Origin of the sequence: Kibdelosporangium banguiense (assembly GCF_017876405.1) — a bacterium.
Taxonomy (GTDB): Bacteria; Actinomycetota; Actinomycetes; order Mycobacteriales; family Pseudonocardiaceae; genus Kibdelosporangium; species Kibdelosporangium banguiense.
In genome coordinates this window covers 7,263,559-7,279,881 of record NZ_JAGINW010000001.1, presented here as the reverse complement: position 1 = coordinate 7,279,881, position 16,323 = coordinate 7,263,559, and the positions used below count along the sequence as shown (strand labels likewise).

13 protein-coding genes are annotated in these 16,323 nt (G+C 67.6%); 1 reads left to right on the top strand and 12 read right to left on the bottom strand.

Annotated elements, in window-relative coordinates:
- Window positions 1-9 precede the first annotated feature (9 nt).
- Genes JOF56_RS33685 through panD form a run of 7 tightly spaced genes read right to left on the bottom strand, consistent with a single transcriptional unit; the run spans window position 10 to window position 8,850 of the window.
- Window positions 10-2,433 (bottom strand): lantibiotic dehydratase, encoded by a 2,424-nt coding sequence (locus JOF56_RS33685; RefSeq protein ID WP_209643482.1) that lies wholly within the window; start codon window positions 2,431-2,433, stop codon window positions 10-12.
- Window positions 2,433-3,314 carry an LLM class flavin-dependent oxidoreductase gene (locus JOF56_RS33680; RefSeq protein ID WP_307855374.1) on the bottom strand — a complete coding sequence of 294 codons (882 nt, stop codon included), beginning with the start codon at window positions 3,312-3,314 and terminating at the stop codon, window positions 2,433-2,435. The genes JOF56_RS33685 and JOF56_RS33680 overlap by 1 nt, the downstream gene beginning before the upstream one ends.
- A 14-nt stretch (window positions 3,315-3,328) precedes the next feature.
- The gene (locus JOF56_RS33675) at window positions 3,329-4,666 is read right to left on the bottom strand and encodes an ATP-grasp domain-containing protein (RefSeq protein WP_209643480.1); all 1,338 of its coding nucleotides are present in this window, start codon (window positions 4,664-4,666) and stop codon (window positions 3,329-3,331) included.
- Window positions 4,635-5,786, bottom strand: coding sequence for a GNAT family N-acetyltransferase (locus JOF56_RS33670; RefSeq protein WP_245380383.1), 1,152 nt, complete (start codon window positions 5,784-5,786; stop codon window positions 4,635-4,637). Before JOF56_RS33670 ends, JOF56_RS33675 begins: the two co-directional genes overlap by 32 nt.
- Before the next feature lie 2 nt (window positions 5,787-5,788).
- Entirely contained in the window at window positions 5,789-7,003 is a 1,215-nt protein-coding gene (locus JOF56_RS33665; protein WP_209643478.1) for an MFS transporter, read from the bottom strand.
- Window positions 7,000-8,391: a DUF6002 family protein gene (locus JOF56_RS33660; RefSeq protein ID WP_209643477.1), complete on the bottom strand. Its 1,392-nt coding sequence runs from the start codon at window positions 8,389-8,391 to the stop codon at window positions 7,000-7,002. Before JOF56_RS33660 ends, JOF56_RS33665 begins: the two co-directional genes overlap by 4 nt.
- A 30-nt stretch (window positions 8,392-8,421) precedes the next feature.
- Entirely contained in the window at window positions 8,422-8,850 is a 429-nt protein-coding gene (panD, locus tag JOF56_RS33655; RefSeq protein ID WP_209643476.1) for an aspartate 1-decarboxylase, read from the bottom strand.
- 424 nt (window positions 8,851-9,274) lie between these two features.
- Here panD and ligA point away from each other — a divergent pair, with 424 nt between their 5' ends.
- A complete protein-coding gene (gene ligA, locus JOF56_RS33650) occupies window positions 9,275-11,266 on the top strand; it encodes an NAD-dependent DNA ligase LigA (RefSeq protein ID WP_209643475.1) in 1,992 nt (663 codons plus the stop codon).
- Here the strand turns inward: ligA and tsaA are convergent, their stop codons facing one another.
- From tsaA to JOF56_RS33625, 5 genes are read right to left on the bottom strand one after another with little or no spacing between them, the layout of a single operon-like run.
- On the bottom strand, window positions 11,267-11,674 hold the full coding sequence (gene tsaA / locus JOF56_RS33645) for a tRNA (N6-threonylcarbamoyladenosine(37)-N6)-methyltransferase TrmO (RefSeq protein ID WP_209643474.1): 408 nt from the start codon (window positions 11,672-11,674) through the stop codon (window positions 11,267-11,269).
- 7 nt (window positions 11,675-11,681) lie between these two features.
- Window positions 11,682-13,313, bottom strand: a complete 1,632-nt coding sequence (locus JOF56_RS33640) for a PucR family transcriptional regulator (RefSeq protein ID WP_209643473.1) — start codon at window positions 13,311-13,313, stop codon at window positions 11,682-11,684.
- Window positions 13,310-14,413 carry an o-succinylbenzoate synthase gene (menC, locus tag JOF56_RS33635; protein ID WP_209643472.1) on the bottom strand — a complete coding sequence of 368 codons (1,104 nt, stop codon included), beginning with the start codon at window positions 14,411-14,413 and terminating at the stop codon, window positions 13,310-13,312. The genes JOF56_RS33640 and menC overlap by 4 nt, the downstream gene beginning before the upstream one ends.
- On the bottom strand, window positions 14,413-15,222 hold the full coding sequence (locus JOF56_RS33630) for a GNAT family N-acetyltransferase (RefSeq protein WP_209643471.1): 810 nt from the start codon (window positions 15,220-15,222) through the stop codon (window positions 14,413-14,415). Before JOF56_RS33630 ends, menC begins: the two co-directional genes overlap by 1 nt.
- Window positions 15,219-16,322, bottom strand: coding sequence for a M20/M25/M40 family metallo-hydrolase (locus JOF56_RS33625; protein ID WP_209643470.1), 1,104 nt, complete (start codon window positions 16,320-16,322; stop codon window positions 15,219-15,221). Before JOF56_RS33625 ends, JOF56_RS33630 begins: the two co-directional genes overlap by 4 nt.
- Window position 16,323: the final 1 nt, after the last annotated feature.

The following is a 16,323-nucleotide window of genomic DNA, read 5'->3' as shown; positions in this document are numbered from 1 at the left end:
TGTTCTGAGTCACTGTCCTGGGTCGAATGCGGCGAATCGCAGCTCACTGGTGAACGCCTGGCCGCCTGCCCTGGCCCACAACTCCTGCGGGCCAGGGACCATCTCGGAGAAGCCCACTGCCTGCGCGGGTGCCGCGAACCGTGACAACTGCCGGACGAGCAGCGGGCTGTCCAGGTCGACGTAGATCGGCTTGCCCTCCTGGGCGACCCGCACGAAGACGTGCCTCGGCAGGCCGAGCCGGTCGCGCAGCCGCTGGACCGCGAGAAACCCGTCCGCCGTGTCCTTGCCGCGCACCTCGTCCGCGTCCACCGACCAGGCCCTCCTGGACAGCAGTACGTCGCCGAAGCCGATCTCCGGCAGGTGTTCGCCGGGTTCGGCGCCGAACAGGCTTCCGGTCAGCCGCTTGGGAAAGCCGAACACGGTCATCGGGTTGTAACGGAACCGCTGCCAGGAAAAGGGAATCGCGATCAGCCGGACCGGACGGCCGGTGGTCCGTTCGATCAGCGCCGGCCCCTGCTCCCCAGCTTGCACCACGAGATCGGCCAAGTGCCGCCGCAGCGACACGGCAACCGGGGACCGGTCGCCCGACTCGATCTCCGGGCAGTCCAGCGCCCGCCTGGCAAAGGTCTTGTTGGCGTGCCGCACGGTGGCGTTCATGATGATCTCGTCGCCGCGCAGCAGACTGCGGTAACCCTCGAGCACCTGGTCGGTGAAACCCGGGTACCGCTCGGCTACGAACGGGGCGAACATGCCGTGGGACAACAGTTCCTCGTCGGAATGAACCTCGGTGACCACCAGCCGGGACGGCGAGACGAGCCCTTCGGCGCCAGGCGTGCCGGCCAACATCAGGTCGATGTCGCACACAGCAGGCATGTCGATCCCGTGCTCGGCGAGGAACGACATGAACCGCGTGCGGCCTCCGTCCGGCTGGGCAACCGCCTCCGCAGCGGCATCACGAAGCCTGCGATGCCAGCCGGCCACTTGGTCTTCGAACTCGGCGAAGGCAGGAGCGAGCCGTTGCCGGTCTTCGGCGAACGCCTTCGTGTAGTCGTTCACCGAGGCGGTGCCCGCCGGGAATCGCGATCCGAACCAGTCCGCGACAAGGGCGCGCTCGAGCTGAAGCCGTATGCGCGGCACGAAAAGGTACGTGCTGGTGATCAACGGAAGCGCCTGCCGGATCCGTTCGGTCACTTCCCGGCCGAGCACGAGCCCGTCGAACCGGCCGGTGGTCTCCTCATAGACCAGCGCACGATCCTCATAGAAGCCACCGGCATTGCGTGTCGATTGCTCGCCGACGGTCTCGGCGAACACCGAGTGCAATCGTCCGACCGCTTCCCGGCGCTGGGCAGATCCTTCTTCGGCCAGGGCCGTCATCGTGCTGGCGAAGACGTCCAGGAGTTGCTTGTACAGTCCCGATGGAACCTGCTCGGCGAGTTCCGCCAGTAGCGGCATCGGGTCTTCCACGCCGTAAGGGATTTCCGGCTCCCGGATGATGAGCCCACGGGCGGCGAGCCGATCCGCGCTCGGTCCGGCGTCCACGTCGAGCGCCGCGCTGATCTCGGCCAGAGTGTTTTCGCCGTTGCACAGTGCCAGGACATCGATGTCGGTCTCGGACAGGTCGGTGTACCGGACCTGGCGGCCGATCAGGTAGTCGATATGGCCGCGGCGGCTGTAGTCCAGCGGCAGGAAGTCGACTTCGCTTCCCTGGATGTGCACGCCCGGTGCCTGGCGTGGGGCGGTGTTCGCGGGCAGCCGCCGAAGTATCGTCTCCGCAGCCCACCGCGACATGAAGGCGTGATGGCGCAACGGGACCTCGGTCGTCTGAATGCCTTCGGCTTCGGTGTCGAAGCGGCCGATGGTGAACGGGCCCGCGTGCCCGGTCGAGTCGTTCTTGGCGCAGGCGCGCTGCAGGTACAGGGTGAGCGGGTCGAGTTTGACCCGATCCTTGGCCCGCCAGTCCGCGGGATCCAGGGAGATCTTGTCCAGCCACTGCCCGATCGCCCGGTACGAGCCCGGGTTCTGGCTGAACAGCATGTCGCGCAAGGACTCGTCCTTCACGAACCGTTCGCACACCCGAAGCCGTGCCTGGGTGATCCCCGCGTCGTAGCATTTGTCGAACTGGGCGCGCAGTGCGCGCAGTTCCTCCCAGCCGGCCGCGATCTCGGCGAAGAGTTCGCGTACCGCCGCGGATTCCACTCGATCCGGCGTGATCGTGCCGCGTCCGGTACGCGCCGCACGCAGCAAGGTTCGGTCTCCGCTCTCCCGGACCGCAGTCAGGACCAAGGGCGTGCTCGTCTGACGGATCCGGGCGTCCTGCTCGCGCTGTTTCGCCATGATCATGCCTGCGGCCTCGGCAGTCGCCGGGTCGGCCAGCTCAGTCAGCCAGGACATCGGGAACCCGGCCATCCTCAATGCGAACGGCTGCCCGTGCATCAGATCGCCTCCTGGTAGGTGGTGGCCGTCGCCTGCGCCAGGGCCCGCTCGAACTTGTCCGGATCACCGGCGAAAACGCCTGCCCGGCGGGGATAGCCGACGACCACATCGGTGAATCCCAGCTCCGCGCACTGGCCCGTGACGTCGGCGAACCGCCCGGCCGAGCTGTACGGATCGGCGACGACCCGGCTGACGTTCACGAGTTTGCGCAGATCCCCGAAGTCCCGCCCACGATCGTGACACGCCGCCTCGAGCTTGCTGAGCTGATCGCGCAACACTCGCAACGCCGTGGCCTCCGGCTGATCCCCTGGTGCGCCGGGATGTCCTATCGTGACCCAGGTTTCCGCGTACGCCGCCGCCAACCGCATGCCACGTTTGCCGAACGCCGCGATGGCGAACGGAATCCTTGGTCGCTGCACACATCCCGGCACCATCCGCACGTCCACCGCGTGGTAAAACCGGCCGTGCGCGGTCGTCTCCGGCTGGCGCAACAAGACGTCCAGCAGCGCCACGAACTCCTCGAACCGGTCGGCGCGGGCCGCCGGTGTGAGTTGCTGCCCGCCAAGCGCAGTGCTGTCCGCACCGGTCGCACCCGCTCCCAGGCCGAGAACGAACCGTCCGCCACTGAGGTGATCCAGTGTCATCGCCTGTTTGGCCGTGGTCACGGGATGCCGGAAGTTCGGTGTCGCGACAAGCGTTCCCAGTCGCAGCCGGTCGGTGCTCGCCGCGGCTGCAGCGAGCGTGGTGCTCGCGTCGAACCAGGGCTCGTCGCGCAGTGACCGCCAGGACAGGTGATCGTACGTCCACGCGTGATCGGCGCCGATTTCCTCGACATGGCGCCATATTCGCCTGGTCTCGGCCCCGGAGTGCTCCGGCAGCACGACGGCTCCCACCCTCATGCTTCGGCCAGCAGGCAGGTCAGCCGGGCCTGGGACAGCGCGCTGATGATGCCCGGCCGCTGGTCGGCCACGAAGCGGCCGAAGCATCCCACGGCGGTGCCGTCGATCACGAACGGGCTGATCACCGGGTTGGCCACGATCCGGTTGACCTCGCCCGACTCCTCCATCACGTCCACCGGCATCGGCTGGGCCGGCACCACTTCCTGGACGATGTGGTACCCGCCGCGTGCGGCCTCCTCCACGAGCGCTGCCCACTCCTGAGGCGTGCTCCGTCCGCCGAAGACCACTTCCGCGCCGGAACAACCGGTGGCGCCTTTGAGCACGAAGTTCTCCCGCTGGTCCAGCAGCAGTTCGGTCAGCTCGTAGTGGCCGTCCCGCCAGCGCACCTTCCGGTCGCCGACGATCCGGCTCCACGGCAGGTACCGTGCGGCCAGGTCGTGGTCCTGCGCGGTCATCCACGGTTGTCCTTCGGAGAGCAGCGCGAGGTGCTTTTTGGTGTGCAGCAGCCACGCCGACGCCGACGGGATCAGCCGGAAGCCCCGGGTCTGTGCGATCTGCGCCGGGCTGATGTCGTAGCCGAGGTCGTTGGCGTCACGCACCGTGAACTGCGCGACGCCCAACGGATACCGCAGGTCACCTGGTGCGCCGATGCCGTCGAGCAGTTCCTCGAAGTCCAGGTGCACGGCTTCGATGCCGTGCTGACGCAGCAGGTCCGCCTGGTGCAGGAAATGCCTGGGAGGCGTCCGCGGTCCCCATTCCCTCGGTGTGCCGACCAGCGCGATTGACGGCGGGACACCGAGTTCGGCACATGTGCGTTCGATCAATCCGGCGAAGCGGGCGAACGCACCCGCGCTGACGAAGGCCGGCTGCCCGGCGCGTTCGGCGACTCGTTGCCAGGCCCGCTGGTACAGCTGGAAATGCAGCATGCCGCCGAACGCACCGCTGACGTTGAACTCGACGAACTTCGGGCCGTCCACGCCGAGTACGACATCGGCACGGGCCAGATCGGCGCAGTGCCGGAGCTCCCACTCTTCGTCATCCGTCCAGATCGGACAGTCCGCCGGGTCGATGCCGAGTGCGGCGATCCGGCTTGCCCGGTCGGTCCCGCTGTGCAGCATGGATCTGCGGATCAGACCGAGCAGGTCACCCGCGGCCTGTAGCAATTCTCGATAGGACGTTCGCGGGATCACGAAGGGCTGCAGCGAGATCGGGTGCGGTGGCAGGGGCAGCTCACGCAGCTCGTCCCGCATGATCTCGGCGACCTCGTCGGGCCGGAGGCCCACCGTCACCGGCTCGATCCGCTCACCGAACCACGATCCGGTCGATGCTGGCATCGGGCAACGCTCCCTTCGGCAGGAATCCGTCCAGATGGACCATCCGGGACTGGTGGACGTTCGCACCGGAGAACGCCAGATCCGTCCGGGGTGGACGCTCGTCGTCGTAGAAGTACACGGCCCCAAGCCGTTGGTCACTGCCGACCTCGAAAACCGGGTTGGCGACGAGGAAGTCCCGTACGGCAGGCGTGTCACGGCTGGCGTGCCACCACACGCGCAACCGTCCGAGATGGTTGGGAGCCAGCACGATCCTGGGTGCCAGCCTGCGCTTCCAGCGGAAGATCCCCTTGCTGATCCACGCCTCCATACCGCCGAGGTCGACGTGCCGGATCCCGTTGTCCGCAGCCCATTGCAAGAGCATGTGGTAGAGAATCTTCAGCGCGCCGTCATCGTAGTGCTGCCGGACGCCGTCCAGCACCCCCACCAGGCGGAGAGTTATGGTTCTGCCGTCAGGAGAGCGGTGACACAACGCTCCGGCCACCCGTTCACCGTCAACGGTCGCGAATGTCAGTACGCCATCACGAAAGAGACACTCCAGCGCACTGTCCCTACTTTCACCGCGAGTACGCTCGCCGTGCCGGATCTGCATGGTCGGCGCGTGCATGCGGTCGTAGAAGTAGTGGAAAGAGGCCTCATCGGTCGCGCGTTCGATACACCATTCGCGTTCCCGTCGCCGTGCGGCGATCCACTTACGCTCCCATTTGGACACCGCGTTCAGCCAGCCGTCGGTCATGTCGACCACGAGGTGCAGCCGGTAGGGCAGGACGAGTGCGTTGCCCGCCGGAAGCCTCGCGGCCTGATCGGAGGTGCAGCCCACAGCGACCAGGTCGGCCGGGGGCACGTGCTGTCCTGAAAGCACCTGCGCCCGGCTGACTTTCTGCTGAGTGCGCGACAGCGTGGGCGCGCCCTTGCTTTCCCGGAACTCCTCCAGCACCTGCTGGATCCGGCCGATGCCATGCCAGACGCCCGCGTAACCGAAGGACGGCCCGCCGGGCCCGGCCGACGAGGTGGCCGTGACATACCGTCTGATCTTGGTGTCCACGACTCCGCGAGCCGTGATCAGCGCCGAATCCGGGCTCTGGTCCCAGTGGTACCGCGCGCGCAACCGCCACCTGTGCATGCTCACACCACCATCTCCTTGCGTGGACCGGTTCGCGTCGCCCATCGGCTGACCGGCACGACAGGGACCGAGGCGAGCAGGAACAGCACTCCGAGCGCGAACCAGCCCATCACTCCCCACTCGACGACAAGGGCGGTCAGCACAGCGGGCGCGAGCATGAGCGCCGCAGCCGGGCCGGTCGCGAACGTGGCCTGGTACTCCCCGTGCGCTTCCTGTGGGGTGAGCGCGACCGACAGCCCCCAACCGCTTGCCGAGAACAGCAGTTCGCCGACCACATGTGCGGCTGCCGCCGCCAGCAGCAGGCAGATCACCAGCAGACCGGAACCGTGGTACGTGGCAGCGAACAGCACGCACGACACGGCGAGCGCGGCGCCGCAGTACACGGCCTGCCTCGCCGCGCCCGGAATCGTGTCACTGCCTTTGCTGACCTTCTTCTGGAACAGCATGATGGCCACGGCGTTGAACGCGGTGACGACACCGACCATCCACAGTGGAGCATCGGTGTGCGCGGTGATCCACAACGGCAGGCCGGTACCGAGCATGCCCCAGTTCAGCGCGAGCACACCGTTGAGCAACGTGATCACCAGGAACGGACGGTCACGCAGCGCGAGCATGCGCCGTTTGTCCTTGCGGTCGGCCAACGACGACACGTGCGGGACGCGCAACGTCACCAACGCCGACGCCATGTTCGCAATGCCGTACAACACGATCAGCGAGACGTACGCAGCCCGGCTGTCGAGGTACAGCACCAGGGCGCCGATCCCCGAGCCCACGGCGATCCCGACGTGCAGCACCACCCGGTTGGTGGCGATGCTCCGCAGTCGGGCCTCGCCGGTGGTCAGCCCGGAGATCACCGCGACCCGGATCGCCGGGGCCAGCCGTTGGGCGGTCACCGCCACACAGGTCACCAGGAAGAACGACCAGAACTCGGCCACCAGCACGTAGGACAACGTGGCCAGCCCCTGGATGACGCCGAGCCAGACAAGCACCTCGCGCGTTCCGACCCGGTCGGCCAGATAGCCCAGCGGGCTGCCGATCACCAGGCCGATCAGCCCGGCGATGGTGACCCCGATGGCGAACTCCCCCGCTGACAAACCCATCGATCGGGTGAACAGGATCGCCCAGCAGGAGAACCACGCGCCCGCGCCGATGCTGAGCACCAGCGTGGCGAGGTGGATCCAGGTGATCGGCCCGTCAGCCAGTCCCGGCCGATTCATCGCGACGAAGCGAGTGCTCGGCCGCTCTCCGCCGCGCGCACCGCTGTCTCGGCGACTTCCGCCAGCTCGTCGACCCCGGTGACCGGTGTCAGGTACGGCGCGGGAATCGGCTCGAAATCCGCTGCCTGGTAACTGCCCGACCCGTGCACGAGAATGTCGTCCTCCTCGACCAGGCCACGATCAATGGCGTTGAGAATCCCGGTCAGGGCCATCACGAGTGACCATTCGCGCAGGTTTCGCGGGTCTTCCGGCAGCACCACACCGGCCGGCCCGAGCATCCCCCGTAGCTGGGGATAGCGGGTCAGGACCTCGTACAGGGACACGACCATGCCGCCGCCACCACGGTTGCGGATGATCGGGTTGATCTCCGCGGACGTCGGTGGCCTGCGGGTGTAGAACGTCGGGTCGAGGTTCTCGTCCGGGCCGAAGGTCACCAGCGGGAACCGCGGGTTCTCGTCCTGGCGGTACAGCCCGGTCGCCGCGTCCAGCCGGTAGGCCGGGATGTTGTCGCGCGACGGGGAGTCGAAGTAGAGGCTCAGCACCATGTCGGCGGTGGCCAGGTGCTGGACCAGGAAGTAGTGCGCGTCCGGCTCGGGACCACCGGCGGCGGCCAGCCGCTGGGCGCCGAGATTGTGCCCGATCAGGCCGAAGGCGCTGGACACGGCGTGCACGTGCAGCCTGCCGCCGGTCCGCGGCAGGAACTCCTGCTCGGCGCACGCCCGTACGACATCCGCCACCTTGTAGTTGTTGATGTCCAGCGTGTACCAGAGATTCACGCCGTGCTCGGCGCGCAGGCGGTACGAGTGACCATCGACAAGTGCGCGGGCCAGCGGTTTCACATCCGCGGGCTCCGCGCCGTCGAAAGTGACGACGGGATTGCACGATCGGAGCATTTCGTCCGAACTCAGCGGCGAGTCCCAGAGCTTGTGCTTCGACAGAGCGGGAACAACAACAATGACTCCCAATTGACCGGGACTCGCCAGTCCGGTCTCGTACGCGCGTAGTACCGCGTCCCGCAGAGCGGTGGCTTTGTTGCCCGACGACGGTGACAGGATTATCGCGCGTTCACCCGTTCGACGGATATGGTCCAGCGCACGGGCCACAATTACCAGCGAAGCACATGTCTTCGTGGTACGTGTCCGCGGATTGCGCATCAGGTCGAGCATGGTCAGTTTTTTGCCGCGATAGCTGCCGAGATCGGCGAATGCGAGCTCGGAGGCGGCAAAGAACCGGGTGAGATCGGCCGCGGGCGGCAGCTGGTAGCCGGGCCCGAATTCCAGCGCCGAGCCACCCGCCGTGCCAAGATCGGCAAGCGCCGCCCGTACCTGCTCGCCGTACCGGTCGAGCGCGTTCTCGATGACGATGGTGCCCGCGGGAGTGGACTGCATGGGGTACCGCCCTCCGATATGTGAGCCGTGTCAGCCGATTCGGACGCCTGCGACCACGTCGCCGCGGATCAGGTCCCCGCCCGGTGGTACCTCCGCCGGATCGGCGCCTGCCTGCAGGAACTGGTTACGCCCGTCCACGAAGACCACCTTGGGAACGAGATCCCGTGCCTCGGTGTCCGGTACCACTGCGTAACTGATGACGATGACGAGATCACCCGGACTGATGAGCCGGGCGGCCGCGCCGTTGATACCGATGACGCCCTCGCCAGGCTCACCGGGGATGACATAGGTGGTCAGACGCGCGCCATTGTTGATGTCGACCACATCGACCTGTTCGCCGGCCAGCAGGTCCGCCGCCTCCATCAGATCGGAACTGATGGTGAGGGAACCGACGTAATGCAGATCCGCCTGGGTGACGGTGGCGCGATGGATCTTCGACTTCAGCATGGTGCGAAACATGACAAAGCTCCCCCGGAAGGTTATGTGACACCCTGCGTATTTGTGGCATGCCAAACCCGGCACTCGCGTACCGGGCGTTGCTGATCGGAAAACGACGTCAAGCTCTATTGCCGTGAACTCTATTACGAATGACGACCCCCAGTAGCCGCCAAATAGTTGACACCACTATCTTCTAGACATGTCAAGTTGTCAACCCTGAACACCCGGATGCCACTGATCAACCAAGGATGTGCGATAGCGCAAGTCCGAACAGGACACCCAATTGTCCACAAGTCCGCACTCCTCGCCAGGACCAGGGGCAATTCGGCGCACGGCGCGCTGCAGGCGTCCCGGACGGTTCCGTCGCCAAGTTCGGTTAATGGCGAAAGGCCCGGGTGATCGCGGGGACGGTGGATTGTCGGTGGGCCCGGGTAACTTGTGCGCCATGGACACTGGGGAACGGATCCAGGAGCTCGCCGACCAGGTCACGGTGCTGCGTGACGCGTACTACCGGGGTTCGCCGTTGGTGGCGGACGCCGAGTACGACGCGATAGAGGACGAACTGCGGCGGCTGATCGAGGCCAGCCCGGAGCTCGCGCCGGACCCGAATCCGCTGGAGCAGGTCGGCGCGCCCGCGGTGCTGCACGCGCCGATCCGGCATTCACGCCCGATGCTGTCCTTGGAGAAGGCGACCCGGCCCGAGCAGGTCGCCGCGTTCTTCGACCGCTTCCCCGGCCAGCCGGTGGTGGTCATGCCGAAGCTGGACGGACTGTCGCTGGCACTGGTCTATGAAGACGGGCGGCTTGCGCGAGCGATCACCCGCGGGGACGGCACGACTGGCGACGACGTGACCGTCCTGGTGCGTGCACTGACCGACGGCATACCCGAGCGGATCACCGCGCCCGGCAGAGTGGAGGTGCGCGGCGAGGCGGTGATGCTGCGTTCCACCTTCACCGCGTACAACACAAAGCATCCGGACCGGCCGCTGATCAACCCGCGTGGCGCTGCCGCCGGCACTCTCCGCGCCAAGGATCCGGCCACGGTCGCGGAACGGCGCCTGCGGTTCTTCGCCTTCGACCTGGACACCTCCGAACCCGGCGGTGTAGCCGATCTGGAAGACGCCCTGCGCACACTCGGGTTCACCGGCGCCGACATGCGCCACTGCGCCGACGCGGACGCGGCCCTTGAGGTGATCGCGGCCATCGAGCAGCAGCGCAACGACCTGGACTACGACTTGGACGGCGCGGTCCTGCGCCTGGCCAACCGCGATGCCTACGCCGCCGCCGGAACCAGGTCGAGCTCGCCTCGCGGCGCGCTGGCGTACAAGTTCGCCGCCGAGGAGAAGACGACAGTCCTGGCCGACGTGGTCTGGGACGTGGGCAAGACCGGCAAGATCGCCCCTGTCGCGTGGCTGGAGCCGGTGTTCGTCGGCGGGACGACCGTCACCCGCGCGACACTGGCCAATCAGGAGGTCATCCGGGCGCGCGGCATCAAGATCGGTGACACCGTGCTGGTTCGCCGCGCGGGCGACGTGATCCCGTTCGTCGCGGGCGTGCTCGATGTTTCGAAACGCACTGGCGCCGAGCGTGACATCGTGCCGCCCAGCGCGTGCCCATCGTGTGCTCACCCGCTGACCGAGCAGGGCAACAGCCGCGAACTGTTCTGCACCAACGTCGCCTGCCCCGCCCAGACTGTGCGCCGCCTGATCCACTGGGCTTCCCGCGCGGCGGCGGACATCGAAGCCGTCGGTCCAGTGTGGATCGAGCGGCTCGCCGAGGCGGGCGTGCTGGAGCACCCGTCGGACTTCTACCGGCTCACCACCGAGAAGCTGCTGGAGTTCGACCGCATCGGCGAGGTCTCGGCGACCCGCATGATCGAGTCCATCGACGCCGGCCGCCAGGTGGGGCTGCGCCGGGCGCTGATCGGGCTCGCCATCCCGATGGCCTCCGAAGGCACGGCCACACGGCTGTGCCGCGCGGGATTCGGCTCCCTGGAAGAAGTCGCCGACGCAGGCGAGGAGCGGCTCGTGGCCGTGGAGGACATCGGCCCCAAGGTCGCCGCCTCCCTGACCGCACACCTCGCCCGGTTGCGCCCCGAGCTCGAACGGCTGCGCGAGGTTGGTGTCTCGCTGGATGTGCGCGACGAGGATCTCCCGCCCGTCGTCGCCTCCGACGCGCCGCTGGCCGGCAAGACAGTGGTGATCACCGGCGCGATCAGCGACCCCCGCTCCGGCGAGAAGGTCCCCCGCCCCACCTTCCAACGCCTCTGTGAGAAAGCCGGTGCCACCGCCGCGTCCTCAGTGTCCGCGAGCACAGACATGCTCATCACCGGCGCCGACGTCGGCGCGAGCAAACTCACCAAGGCCGAGAAACTCGGCGTGGCGGTCGTGGACCAGAGCGAGATCTGGCAACAGCTGATCGCCGCGGGCGTGACGTGACTACCGGGCGCCGTCGAGCACGGGCTTGACGTCGACGATGGGCGTCCCGTCCACCGCTTCAAGGTCTTGTACGAGCACGCGGAGCCCGTCGATCGCGGCGACATGGACCCGATGCAGCCCGATCGGGTTCGGCCGGTCCGCCGACCGGGTGCTGAATACTCCCGTCAGCGGGTTTCGCGGATCGTCACGCGGGTGCACGCTCAGCACGTCGCGCTGCGCTTGATGCAGCCAGGTCAGCACGAAGATGTCGGTGCCGGCCGCGAGGTCGTGGATCCCCGCCGCCATGTCCGGCTCGAACACCAGCCACGCGTCCGGCGCCCCTTCACTCCCCTGCCTCGGTGCGGCGGCAGGGTCGAGCAGAGCGGATTCGACATGTCCGATCGGAACGATTTGGTAGCCGGGTCTCATCACCACGTCACCTTAAAGGGACGACGCGTAGTTGGAGCATGGCCGCGAAGCGGGCCTCCGGGTCGGCGAGGTCGATGCCGCTGATCTCGGTGAGGCGGCGCAGGCGATATCGGAAGGTGTTGGGGTGGACGTAAACGGCGGCTGAGGCCGCGATGACGTCGCCGAAGGCGTCCAGCCAGGCTCGGAGGGTCTCGACCAGGTTGGTGTTGTGCTGGTCGTCATAGGCGACGAGGCGGGCCACCGGTCCGGTGATCTGTCCGCCGCGGGCGGCGACGAGGTCTCGTAGTTCCAGGACGAGAGCCTCGACGTAGACGTCAGCCAGGCGCGCTACGCGGCGACCGCCTGCGTTTCCGGCGCGCAGGACTTGGACGGCTCGGTCCGCGCTGGCGCGGGCGTCGGCCAGGCCGGCGATGTCGGAGGCGACGGGGCCGATACCGATCACGGCAGGGATACGGTCGCCAACACGGTCCAGGAAATCCGTCGCCACTCTGATGCCGAGCTGTTCGCCGTCGCGGGCAACAGGCACAAGTCCATACGCGACATCACCGATCAGTGCGACAGCACAGCGAGGGTGCACGGCGCTGAGGTGCATTGCCAGGCCGTCGGTCAGCCGCTGCCGTTCAGCGACAACTGTGGCGTCAGTTGAATATCCTGATTGGACTGTCGCCAGAGCCAATACGACAACGGGCAGTTCGGCCAAGCCAAGGCGGGACAACGCTTCCCGTGCACCTGCGCCACCTTCGAGAGCGGTGGCCAGCAAGTCTGTGCGCAGCCGCCGTTCGACGTCGGCGCCTGCCCGGACTCGCAGCATGTGCAACGCGACCAGTTTGGCGGCGTCGCCGAAGGCCTCTGTGCGATCCGCGCCGAGTGGTTCACGGACAGCCGCCCAGATCGACCCGAGGAACTCGTCGCCCGCGCGCACGGCCACAGCTACACGCGGCACGAAAAAGTCCTCCTGTTCGGCGGCCGTCGGCGCGATGAACACCGGTTGGTCGCTGCTGTAGAGGTCACGGAACACGCCGCGTTCGGTCATCAGCCGGGTGTACCGTTCCGGCACCTGACGGCCGAGGATCGTCTCCACCCTGGAGGGATCAGCCTCGTCCTGACGGCCGGAGAAGGCAAGCACGCGTGAGCTTCGGTCCTCAATGGTCACTGGCGCGTCGATCAGCGCCGCGACCGCGTTGGCGACCGCGAACAGATCGCCGGACGGCACCCCGCCCAGCGTCTCTGCCCCAGCGGCGCCGACGTCCCCTTCCGCGAGCGATGAGCGCAGCATTGCCGCGAGCTGCGCCCACGAAGCGCCGCGAGCCAGCGCGAGCACGGCGACGCCCGATGACTCTGCCGCCGCAGCCAGCTCGTCGGACATCGCGACAGGCGTCCTGAGCACGAGACCAGCCGCACCGCGCCTTCCGAGCGAACGCAGAAGCTCGGCGCTGGCTGATGGTTCGCTCAGCCCGACGCCCAGCACGAGGGCGTGGCTGGGCAGGACCGATTCCTCGATCGGGTCGTGGATAGCGATCCCGCCGATGTCGCCTGGCCGGTTCGCGTCACCGTGTACCAGCTCCAGCAGCGTGTTGCCCAGGTCGTCGAGGACACGGCCGAGGCTGGCGCGCGGCCGGAGACTGTCGTGCGCGCTCACAGCGGTAGCCAGTCCACCTTGGTCGTCACTTTCTCGAGTTCACCGGGAATGGGCGTGACACCGATGCCTGGCCCTGACGGCACACCGAGGTGACCGTCTTCGAGCACGAACGGCTCAGTGATGTCCGTGCGGTAGTACCGGTCCGAAGCGGACGTGTCGCCCGGCACGGTACATCCGGGCAACGCCGCCAAAGCGACGTTCGCGGCCCGCCCGATTCCGGTCTCGAGCATGCCGCCGGCCCACACCGGCACGCCGTGCGCGACGCACACGTCATGGATACGCCGCGCCTCCAGGTAGCCGCCGACGCGACCAGGCTTGATGTTCACGATCTGGCACGCGCCCAGGCGGATGGCGTCCGCGGCGGCCCGGGCCGAGGTGATCGACTCGTCCAGGCACACCGGGGTGCTGATCACCTTGGCCAGCTCGGCGTGCCCGAGCACGTCCTCCTCGTCGAACGGCTGCTCGATCAGCAGCAGGCCGAACGGGTCGAGCCGGGCCAGGTGCCGCGCGTCGGCCAGCGTGTACGCGGTGTTGGCGTCGACCTGCAGCAGCACGTCGTCGCCGAAGCGTTCCCGCACCGCGCGGACCGGCTCGACATCCCAGCCCGGTTCGATCTTCAGCTTGATCCGCAGGTAGCCGGCGTCGAGGTAGCCTCCGACCGCGTCGAGCAGCTCGCCGATCGATCCCATGATCCCGACCGACACTCCACACGGGACCCGGTCACGCAGGGCACCGAGCTCGCGGGCCATCGACCGGCCCTCGGCCCGCAGTTCGGCGTCCAGCACGGCCATTTCCAGGGCCGCCTTGGCCATCCGATGACCCTTGAACCTCGCCAGCGCCGGCGCCACCGCGGTGCCCAGGACCGGCGTCCCGGCCAGCGCCGGGATGAAGAACCTGGTCAGCACATCCGCCGCCGCGGCCGCGTATTCCGACGAATACAGCGGGTCGGACATCGCCACGCACTCGCCCCACCCCTCGGCATCATCCGTGACGGCACGCAGCAGCAGGATCTCCCGCGTGGTCTCGACGCCGAAGGACGTCCGGAACGGCGCCACCAGCGGCATCTCGATCAGCCGCAGTTCCACTCCCGCCAGCTTCATCAGCTGTCCTTTCTGGACACGAGGTACCAGCCCGACCGGTCGTACCCGGTGACACGGGCGCCTTCGGCGAGCAACGTGCCGAGCACGTCACGCATCGCCACACGCCATAGCTTGGCGGCACTGGGATCGGCCGCACGCAACGACTCGATGTCGCGTGGCGCGGCCACAAGCAAGGTCTGCCCGTCCAGTGCGCCGGCAACAGGCAGACCCGTGTCCGACCGGTCGAGCGCGATCACGGCCTCACTACGCGACTGGACAACCGGCGCCCCGACTTTGCCGAGGTCCCAGTGCACGAGCAGCCGGTCGCTTTCATCGTTGCCGTTGATCCCGTCGTGCATGCCGCCGTAGAAGTTCGGCAGGTACTCCGTTGGCGTGGCGCCGAGCTTCATCAGGTTGAAGTAGGCGTTCCGGCTGACCAACGGGTCGAAGGTCCATGTGATCGACGTCAGCCCATGGCCGGCCGCCCAGGCTCGTTGGTGCAGCTTGAGCGCGAAGCCCACGCTGCGGCCCATCGCGGACGCCGAGACACCGGCGACATGGCTGTGCAACGTCGTTTCCGAGGGTGTCCCGAAGAAGCCGACACATGCCCCGACGAGCCGCCGTCCGTCGTACGCACCGCTGACGTAGTTGCCTGCCTTGGTCAATGCCCGCAACAGTTCCGTGGTGACCGGCGGGTTGGTCGGGTCTGGCCGCCAGATCTCGTTGTACAACTCGTAGACCGCGTTGAGTTCTTCGAGTTCGGTCAGCTCACGGATCACGACGCGGGCCGCGGCGGCTGCGTGGGCAGCGTCATCCTCGATCAGTTTCATACTCCCGGCCCATCAAGCAAGTCGGCCATAAGCGCGACGACCAATGCCGTGCGGCCTGGTATCTCGGCCACGAGCACGTGTTCGTTGTCCGCGTGGGCTCCCCCGCCGACCGCGCCAAGCCCGTCCAGCGTCGGAATCCCCATTCCCGCGGTGAAATTGCCGTCCGAACCGCCACCGACAGCGGCAGATGTCAACGCCGCCAAGCCCAAATCGGCGGCAAGCTTGGCGGCCCGGGCAAAGAGTGCGGCCGACGACTCCGCGGCCAGCGGCGGCCGGTTGGGCCCGCCGAGAATATCCAGCCGGGCGCCGCTCAGCACCGGCACGAGTGACCGCATCGCGACGTCGACCCGCTCCTGCTCGGCAGCTGATCGAACCCGGACATCGACGGCGAATTCTCCCAACGCGGGAACGGTATTGACTGCCGTTCCCGCAGACATGAGCGTCGGTGTAACGGTCGTTCCCACAGCAGCATCAGCAATCCCGTTCACCGCAAGGACTTGCAGTGCCAGCTCGACGGTCGCGTTGATGCCGCGTTCAGGTTCCAGCCCGGCATGCGCGGCCAGGCCGTGCACCCGTACCCGGTAGTTCGAGACACCCTTGCGTTCGGTCTTCAACGCACCGCCGGACGCGGACGCCTCAAGCACCAGTGCCGCAACGCAACCCTCAGCCTCGGCCTCGATCAGCGCGCGTGAGCTCGGTGATCCGATTTCTTCATCCCCGGTCACCAGCAGGGTGACGCCGGAACGATCCGTCAGTCGCGCGATGGCCTGAAACGCCATCACCACACCGGTTTTCATGTCGAAACAGCCAGGCCCGCGCATGACACCGTCAGTCACGTCGAATGGATGCGTGGCCAATGATCCCAGCGGCCAGACGGTGTCATGATGGCCGAGCACGAGCACCCGCGCCGGGCCGTCGCCGAACCGCCAGCGCAGGTGCGTCCGTCCGTCGAGCACGACCCGGTCCGGCTCCGCGCCCAGGTGGCGGGCCCCGACCCGCGCCACGACATCCGCGCTGGCCGCGACCGCAGCCAGGTCTGCCGACGGGGACTCGCACGTCACGAGCTCCTCGATGTCGGCGAGCGTGTCCGAGAGTGACACC

What these genes read in the sequence shown, in the direction of transcription:
- JOF56_RS33685 (WP_209643482.1), bottom strand. Translation starts at nt 2,433, where the DNA reads ATGCACGGGCAGCCGTTCGCATTGAGGATGGCCGGGTTCCCGATGTCC.
- JOF56_RS33675 (WP_209643480.1), bottom strand. Translation starts at nt 4,666, where the DNA reads ATGCCAGCATCGACCGGATCGTGGTTCGGTGAGCGGATCGAGCCGGTG.
- JOF56_RS33670 (WP_245380383.1), bottom strand. Translation starts at nt 5,786, where the DNA reads ATGCACAGGTGGCGGTTGCGCGCGCGGTACCACTGGGACCAGAGCCCG.
- JOF56_RS33665 (WP_209643478.1), bottom strand. Translation starts at nt 7,003, where the DNA reads ATGAATCGGCCGGGACTGGCTGACGGGCCGATCACCTGGATCCACCTC.
- JOF56_RS33660 (WP_209643477.1), bottom strand. Translation starts at nt 8,391, where the DNA reads ATGCAGTCCACTCCCGCGGGCACCATCGTCATCGAGAACGCGCTCGAC.
- panD (WP_209643476.1), bottom strand. Translation starts at nt 8,850, where the DNA reads ATGTTTCGCACCATGCTGAAGTCGAAGATCCATCGCGCCACCGTCACC.
- ligA (WP_209643475.1), top strand. Translation starts at nt 9,275, where the DNA reads ATGGACACTGGGGAACGGATCCAGGAGCTCGCCGACCAGGTCACGGTG.
- tsaA (WP_209643474.1), bottom strand. Translation starts at nt 11,674, where the DNA reads ATGAGACCCGGCTACCAAATCGTTCCGATCGGACATGTCGAATCCGCT.
- menC (WP_209643472.1), bottom strand. Translation starts at nt 14,413, where the DNA reads ATGAAGCTGGCGGGAGTGGAACTGCGGCTGATCGAGATGCCGCTGGTG.
- JOF56_RS33630 (WP_209643471.1), bottom strand. Translation starts at nt 15,222, where the DNA reads ATGAAACTGATCGAGGATGACGCTGCCCACGCAGCCGCCGCGGCCCGC.